General features: G+C 35.7%; 4 protein-coding genes. 2 read left to right on the forward strand and 2 right to left on the reverse strand.

Translation table 11 applies throughout. The features are described from left to right. Window positions 1-1811 (reverse strand): glycoside hydrolase family 15 protein (locus AC3OCB_RS00540; RefSeq protein WP_498340198.1); only part of this gene is annotated, 1811 nt, incomplete at its 3' end. Then, window positions 1808-3067: a nucleotidyltransferase family protein gene (locus AC3OCB_RS00545; RefSeq protein ID WP_498340199.1), complete on the reverse strand. Its 1260-nt coding sequence runs from the start codon at window positions 3065-3067 to the stop codon at window positions 1808-1810. The genes AC3OCB_RS00545 and AC3OCB_RS00540, both read right to left, overlap by 4 nt. Before the next feature lie 39 nt (window positions 3068-3106). Between AC3OCB_RS00545 and AC3OCB_RS00550 the strand changes: the two genes are divergently transcribed. Both AC3OCB_RS00550 and AC3OCB_RS00555 read left to right on the forward strand, forming a co-directional pair. Then, window positions 3107-4438 carry a glycoside hydrolase family 57 protein gene (locus AC3OCB_RS00550; RefSeq protein WP_498340201.1) on the forward strand — a complete coding sequence of 444 codons (1332 nt, stop codon included), beginning with the start codon at window positions 3107-3109 and terminating at the stop codon, window positions 4436-4438. Then, on the forward strand, window positions 4435-6147 hold the full coding sequence (locus AC3OCB_RS00555; protein ID WP_498340202.1) for a glycosyltransferase: 1713 nt from the start codon (window positions 4435-4437) through the stop codon (window positions 6145-6147). Before AC3OCB_RS00550 ends, AC3OCB_RS00555 begins: the two co-directional genes overlap by 4 nt. The last annotated feature ends 33 nt before the right edge of the window (window positions 6148-6180 follow it).

The following is a 6180-nucleotide window of genomic DNA, read 5'->3' on the forward strand; positions in this document are numbered from 1 at the left end:
ATTATAAATTCGGCATGAGACCATATAAGTGGAACTACCGAAGTGGAAACAAATGTCTCTGGATCTACCTGTTCTGGTAATAAACCACTAGGCAAAGCTTTGCTCATTACCCAGTTTACTAATTTCAAAGCTTTTTCTTTCTGTGAAGTATCAGCATAATACTCTGCTAGCCATAATGTAGTTATAATCCAAGGATTAGGTTGAGATTTCACTCTTCTATAGGGATCATTTTCATATCGTATAACTCCTCCATTTACCGTTAGCGAATTTTCAATAGCTTTTACTGTATTTACCATTATTGGATTTTGAGGCTCTATCATCCCAAAGAAATAAGGAGAATACATACTAGCGTCTATAGTTAGATCTTTGTTCCCATTTTCATCAATCCTTCTTATGAATCTGCTATTGTATGTCATTCTCTTCAACGCTTCTTGTTTTATATACTCAGCAATATCAAGCATATCAGAAGCTAGTACTTCATCCCCCATATCTCTCACCAATTCAGACCCTTTAGATAATGCTCCATAAACAGTTGAAACTGTATAAATATGAATGCCATAACGTTCTTCCCAGAGGTCAAAACTGGGTTTTGGAAGACCGTCTTCTATGTACCTCATTATAAATCTAACAGCGGGCTTAAAGAAACTCTGATAAATATGGATCAATTCGTCTATATCTTTATATATCGAATAATGTGAAGCTATTGCCCAGACTTGCAGAGCAGTTTCATCCTCCTGAATAGGGTAAATTTGCCTTCCCTTATACGCCCAAGGATGCCAAGAACTAGCAAGAGTTTTATCCGGGTTGTATTTGTGATATAGGAATCCCTCTTCACTAGCTACTTCGGATATGAAATTATAATGCCTCATTGCAATGTCTCCATAACCAGAGATATCTAAGGCATGAGAAGCTATTGCACTATCCCTCGGCCAACAATAATTATACGAATCCCCCCAAAGGCTCACAAAACTATAATCGGAAGAAGCTATAATAGAACCGTTGTTGTCTATATGATTTTTTATCACTAAAAGGCTTGTCTTATATATTTTTTCAACATTATTATCGATGTTTTTAGCTCTTTTCAACCAATTAAGCCAAAACATATAATTGCCTGTAAACGTTGACTCTACTGAAGTTGATGATATGCTTGATAAAAGTCTTCTTAATCCTTTTAACTCTCTCTCAAATGCTATAGTAAGATATGCCTTGTCGCTTCCTTTGGGTTGTAAATCCAAGTCTATTGCTATCGCAAACTGTACATCACCATTATCTATAGGTTTCATATTTAGGTTACCATCAAGGACGTCGTAAGAAACCTCAGTTTTCCCTATGCTATATTCTTTCAAGTCTTTCATTATTCCGAAAAGCTTTACCCCGACATATCTCCTTGATTTATAATGAATAATAGAAGAAGTTTGTGGGTCATAAAATGCAGTGTCCCCAAAATAACTTGAATATAAATCTAGATCAACGAGAAAGAGCAATTTTCCTTTTATTTTCTCGTTCCCTTTGTTCAAAACTTTTATTATCCTATAATAAATCGGGTCATGCAAATCTGCAAAATCATAAAACATAACAGAAATGTTCTCATTTACATCCCCTCTAATTTCAGCAATATTTGTATTTTGTAAATAATTTACTGTGACTTTCCAATCATCATATATTTTTTCGCCATCAAAGAAATAGTGTCTTATTGGTTTACCTGCACTCTGGTTTTCCATTCCCACATAAGGAAAATAGAGGTCTGTTGGTCTTCCTAATTCGTCAATGTTGATTAGTATCTTTCCGTTTCCAATGCTGAGATATCTCATGTTAGCACAGTATCGAATATTTTGCTATCGGCATTTATAAATTTATGAGGATAGATCTTTGAATTAGTGATTTCGCTCCCTTCTCCAATCACGGTATCATCTGCAATAACGCTGTTTATTATCCTTGTAGGTTTTGATGACGTAGATCTAATTTCTACATGCCTTCCTATAATTGAGTTTTCTATTAACGCGTTATCTCCTATATAGACTCTGTCCATGACAGAACTTCTAATAATCTTACTATTCCCTCCTATGATAGTGAAGTTGTCAATGCCAGACTCCTCTATGTAAGTCCCACTGCCTATTTGGCAATGTCTTCCAATAAGGATATCTCCCTCTAGCTTAAGAGTGCCTTTCCTATACATTCTCTTTATGCTTAATCTTCTCTTCCTAGAATCAGGACTAGTCCCTTGGACAAATATTCTCCTCCTTTCATCAATCCTTATGCCTTGCATATCCTCATCTGACAAGGATTTGAGTAAAGTAAGCATAGCATCTAGATATCTATCCGGTGTACCAACATCAAACCATAAATCTTGTGTCACATATCCATAAACGGGGTAACCGTTTCTTATAAGATAAGGAATAATGTCTTTTCCAAAATCCATCTTACCGAGTTTCAACATCTCTTCCATTTCATCACTATCAAAGATATCCCTAATTTTTGGACTAAGAATATAAATTCCAGTATTTGCAAGATCTGATGGAGCTTCTTCTTTCTTTTTAGGTTTCTCCACGAACTTCTTTATTCTCATATCATTATCTAAATCAGCAACACCAAATTCTTCAACATTCTCAACTTTCTTAAGGACTATAGTCATCATAGCGTTCTTTTGCTCATGATATTCAAGGACTTTCTTTATATCAAGGCTAAATAGGTTGTCCCCTTGAACTATAACTGAGGGTTCGTTTATGTCATAATAGTCTAAAGCGACTTTTACTGCATGTCCATTACCAACAGTATCTGCCCTAGGAATATACTTGAAGTGAACTCTTGGTTGTATATGATATCTGGCTGAAAAACCTATTCCTTCTTTATAAAGATCATATAAAGAACGGTAATTCACGTACCCCTTTACACCAAAAATAAACTCCTTTATCCCTTGCCTAGCCAACTCTATCAACGTGTATTCTATTAAAGGTCTATTAAGCAACCTTACTGCCGCTTTAGATGTTTCTATGGTTAATGGCCTTAATCTTGTCGCTTCTCCACCTATAGGAATTATAACTTTGACATCTTCTATTTTCCAGGTCATATGTAATTTTTATAATTCATTACTTATAAAGAATATAGTATGAGAAATTTAATACTAGGATTTGAAGTACATCAACCGTTTAGGATTCGAAGAGACTTCTTTTGGAACCCCATTATGAGAGGAAGTCCTCTGGCGAAATACTTTGACAATGACTTGAACAAGGACATATTTCAAAGGGTTAAGAACAAATGTTATCTTCCAGCAACTAAGATACTGATTGAAGAAATTGAAAGGGGAGAGAATGAAGGTTATGATTTCAAGTTCTTTTTTTCCATATCTGGGACTTTCATCGAACAAGCAGAACAGTGGGGAAAAGACGTATTAGAGCTCTTCCAACAGTTAGCTTATACTCACAAGGTAGAGTTTCTTTCCCAAACATACTATCATTCAATTACATCACTCTGGGAAGACCTTAATGAGTGGAGAGAACAAGTAAAGACACATAAGCAACTAATAAAAGATTACTTTGACCAAGAACCTATAACATTTGAAAACACTGAGTTACTCTTAACCCCTAGGATCACAAAAGAGATCGAAAAGCTTGGATTTAAGACTGTTATAACTGAAGGAAAAGAAAGTTTACTAAGGGGAAGAAGTCCTAATAGAGTTTATAAAATAAGAGATACAAATCTCTCCTTACTTCTGAGAAATTACAGACTCAGTGATGACATAGCCTTTAGGTTCTCAAATCCAAAATGGGATCAATATCCCTTAACAGCTCCAAAATTTGCTGATTGGGTTTCATGGGCTGAAGGAGAAGTAGGGCTAATTTTCGTTGATTATGAGACATTTGGAGAACATCACTGGCCTGAAAGCGGAATATTAGATTTCCTTAGATGGTTACCAAGAGAATTGCACAAAAGAAGAGTTGAATTCAAACTACCTAGAGAAATTTACAAAAATTACTACGATGAAATAACTATTGATTCTACTGTTTCATGGGCTGATATAAACAAAGATGAGAGTAGTTGGTTGGGAAACATAATGCAATGGGCTTATGATGAAATGGTTAGGAGGACTGAAATGATAGCAAAAGAAGCTGGTGGCGAATATCTTAAAGCATGGAAATACTTTACTACAAGTGACAACTATTACTACATGTTTTTGGGAAGCGGTGGACCAGCAGAAGTTCACTCATATTTCAGTTCTTTTAACTCTCCAATAGACGCTTTCATTAATGAATTTTATGCAATAACTTCTTTCCAAGATGAGCTATTAAAACTTTTAAAGATAGATAGGGAGCCATTTATATTTTACAAGGATGGGAAAAGAAGCAGTGAAGCATGGAATGAAGATCAATTTAGAGAAATTATAAATAGAGAGCCTGCATTTAAAGAATATGAGAAATATTTAAAGGAGTGGCTTAGATGAAAAGGATAGAAGCTATTTGGTTTCCAGAAGATGAAATAAAAAAAGTTTGGATGATTAGCGTTGAATTGGCAAACATAGCTTCTGTCGGTGGACTAGGAAGTGCAGTTTATAATATGGCGAAGGGTCTAGCAGAGAAAGGTATTGAAGTAACAGTTATGATGCCAAGTCATGGAAGACATCTTAATGATTATTATAGGTCAACACTTAGGTTAAGGGAACTGTCCTTAACTTCGTATGGGGATAGAATTGGAATGGACGGGAAAAGATACCCTTATGCCCTTGGATTTGAAGAAGGTAAACTTGATGGCTTTAATGTTATCCTTGTGAAAGGGCTTGATTATAATACTGGTAGGCTGATTGATACTTGGAATGTTTACGATAATATCATGGAAAAATCATCACTCCTAGCTAGAGGTGTTCAAGCATATTCTGTGTTTTCGATACCATCAAATATACCATCAATTATTCATGCGCATGATTGGCACGCTGTAGTTGCAGGTGTTCTTGCAAAGCAGACTTTTGAAGTAAGGAAAATTGTAATACCTTTAGTTTATACAATACACTTACTAAACAAGGTGGGAGTACCATGGCACTATGCTTCTGATGATTGGTCTGGTATAAGTAATTGCCCCCACTATGTATGGCAAGTTGTTTCTCATAAAGTGTATACCATGAAACAAGTATGGGATGAATTATCACAAGGGCTTATTGAAAAGTTTGGAGCATGGGAAGCTGACGTAGTTACTACAGTGAGTAAAAGCTATCTGACTTACGATGTATACAACTTTACTGGTAACTGGATTGAGAATAAGAGCTGTGTTACGTATAATGGAACCGACTGGAGTTTAGATGAAGTGAAAGGATATGCAAGAAAATTTTTTAATACAGAAGATAGGGTTGAGGTGAGAAGAAGACTTTACAACATGCTTGAATCTCTTCGTTTAATACCAGAGGATTATACTACTGGAAACATTTTATGGAATAACAGGTTTAGGATTGGGATTAAAGACGATTGGACTTACACAAAATTAGATGACGGTCCATTAGTGTTATTTGCAGGCAGACTTGTCTATCAAAAGGGTGTTGATCTACTTATAAGAGCATTTAGAGAAGTTATAAACAAAATCCCTAACGCTAGACTAGTAGTCCTTGGGCTTCCTTCAGGTGATTACGGTTTACTTAATGACTTAGTGAATAAAGCCTCTGAAATGGGAGGAAATGTTAGACTCTTAATCTCATCATCAATGCCTAGGGATATCTACAAACTCTTTTACTATGCTGCGTCTGTATTCGCAGTCCCCTCAAGATGGGAGCCTTTTGGTATTGTAGCTCTTGAAGCAATGGCTGTCGGCACACCAGTAGTTGCTTACGCTGTAGGAGGACTTAGAGAATCTGTTGTAGATCTTAGAAGCGATATAAATAACGGGACTGGGTTTGTTGTAGACCCAGATAATATATGGGAGTTATATAGGGGACTTTTAACGTCACTCTCTCTTTCAATGGCAAGCGAAACAAAAGATAAAGGATATCTCAACATGAATGACATAATGATAAGGACTGAGGACTTGGAGCTGTGGAATAAAGTTAGACAAAACTCTGTAAAGAGAGTAGAAGAAAACTTTAGATGGAGTTCCACTGCAAAATATTTGTTAAGCTGTTACAACAAAGCTTATACGATGGCTAAGTATAGGGCAGTGGCTTCGTTCTAATTTTTCTAATGCTTTTTTAAATACTGTTAATGA

The sequence above is a fragment of the Sulfurisphaera sp. genome (genome assembly GCF_059755235.1).

Excerpts from the sequence above, each read along its gene's own strand:
- AC3OCB_RS00550 (WP_498340201.1), top strand. The coding sequence starts at position 3,107 with ATGAGAAATTTAATACTAGGATTTGAAGTACATCAACCGTTTAGGATT.
- AC3OCB_RS00555 (WP_498340202.1), top strand. The coding sequence starts at position 4,435 with ATGAAAAGGATAGAAGCTATTTGGTTTCCAGAAGATGAAATAAAAAAA.
- AC3OCB_RS00545 (WP_498340199.1), bottom strand. The coding sequence starts at position 3,067 with ATGACCTGGAAAATAGAAGATGTCAAAGTTATAATTCCTATAGGTGGA.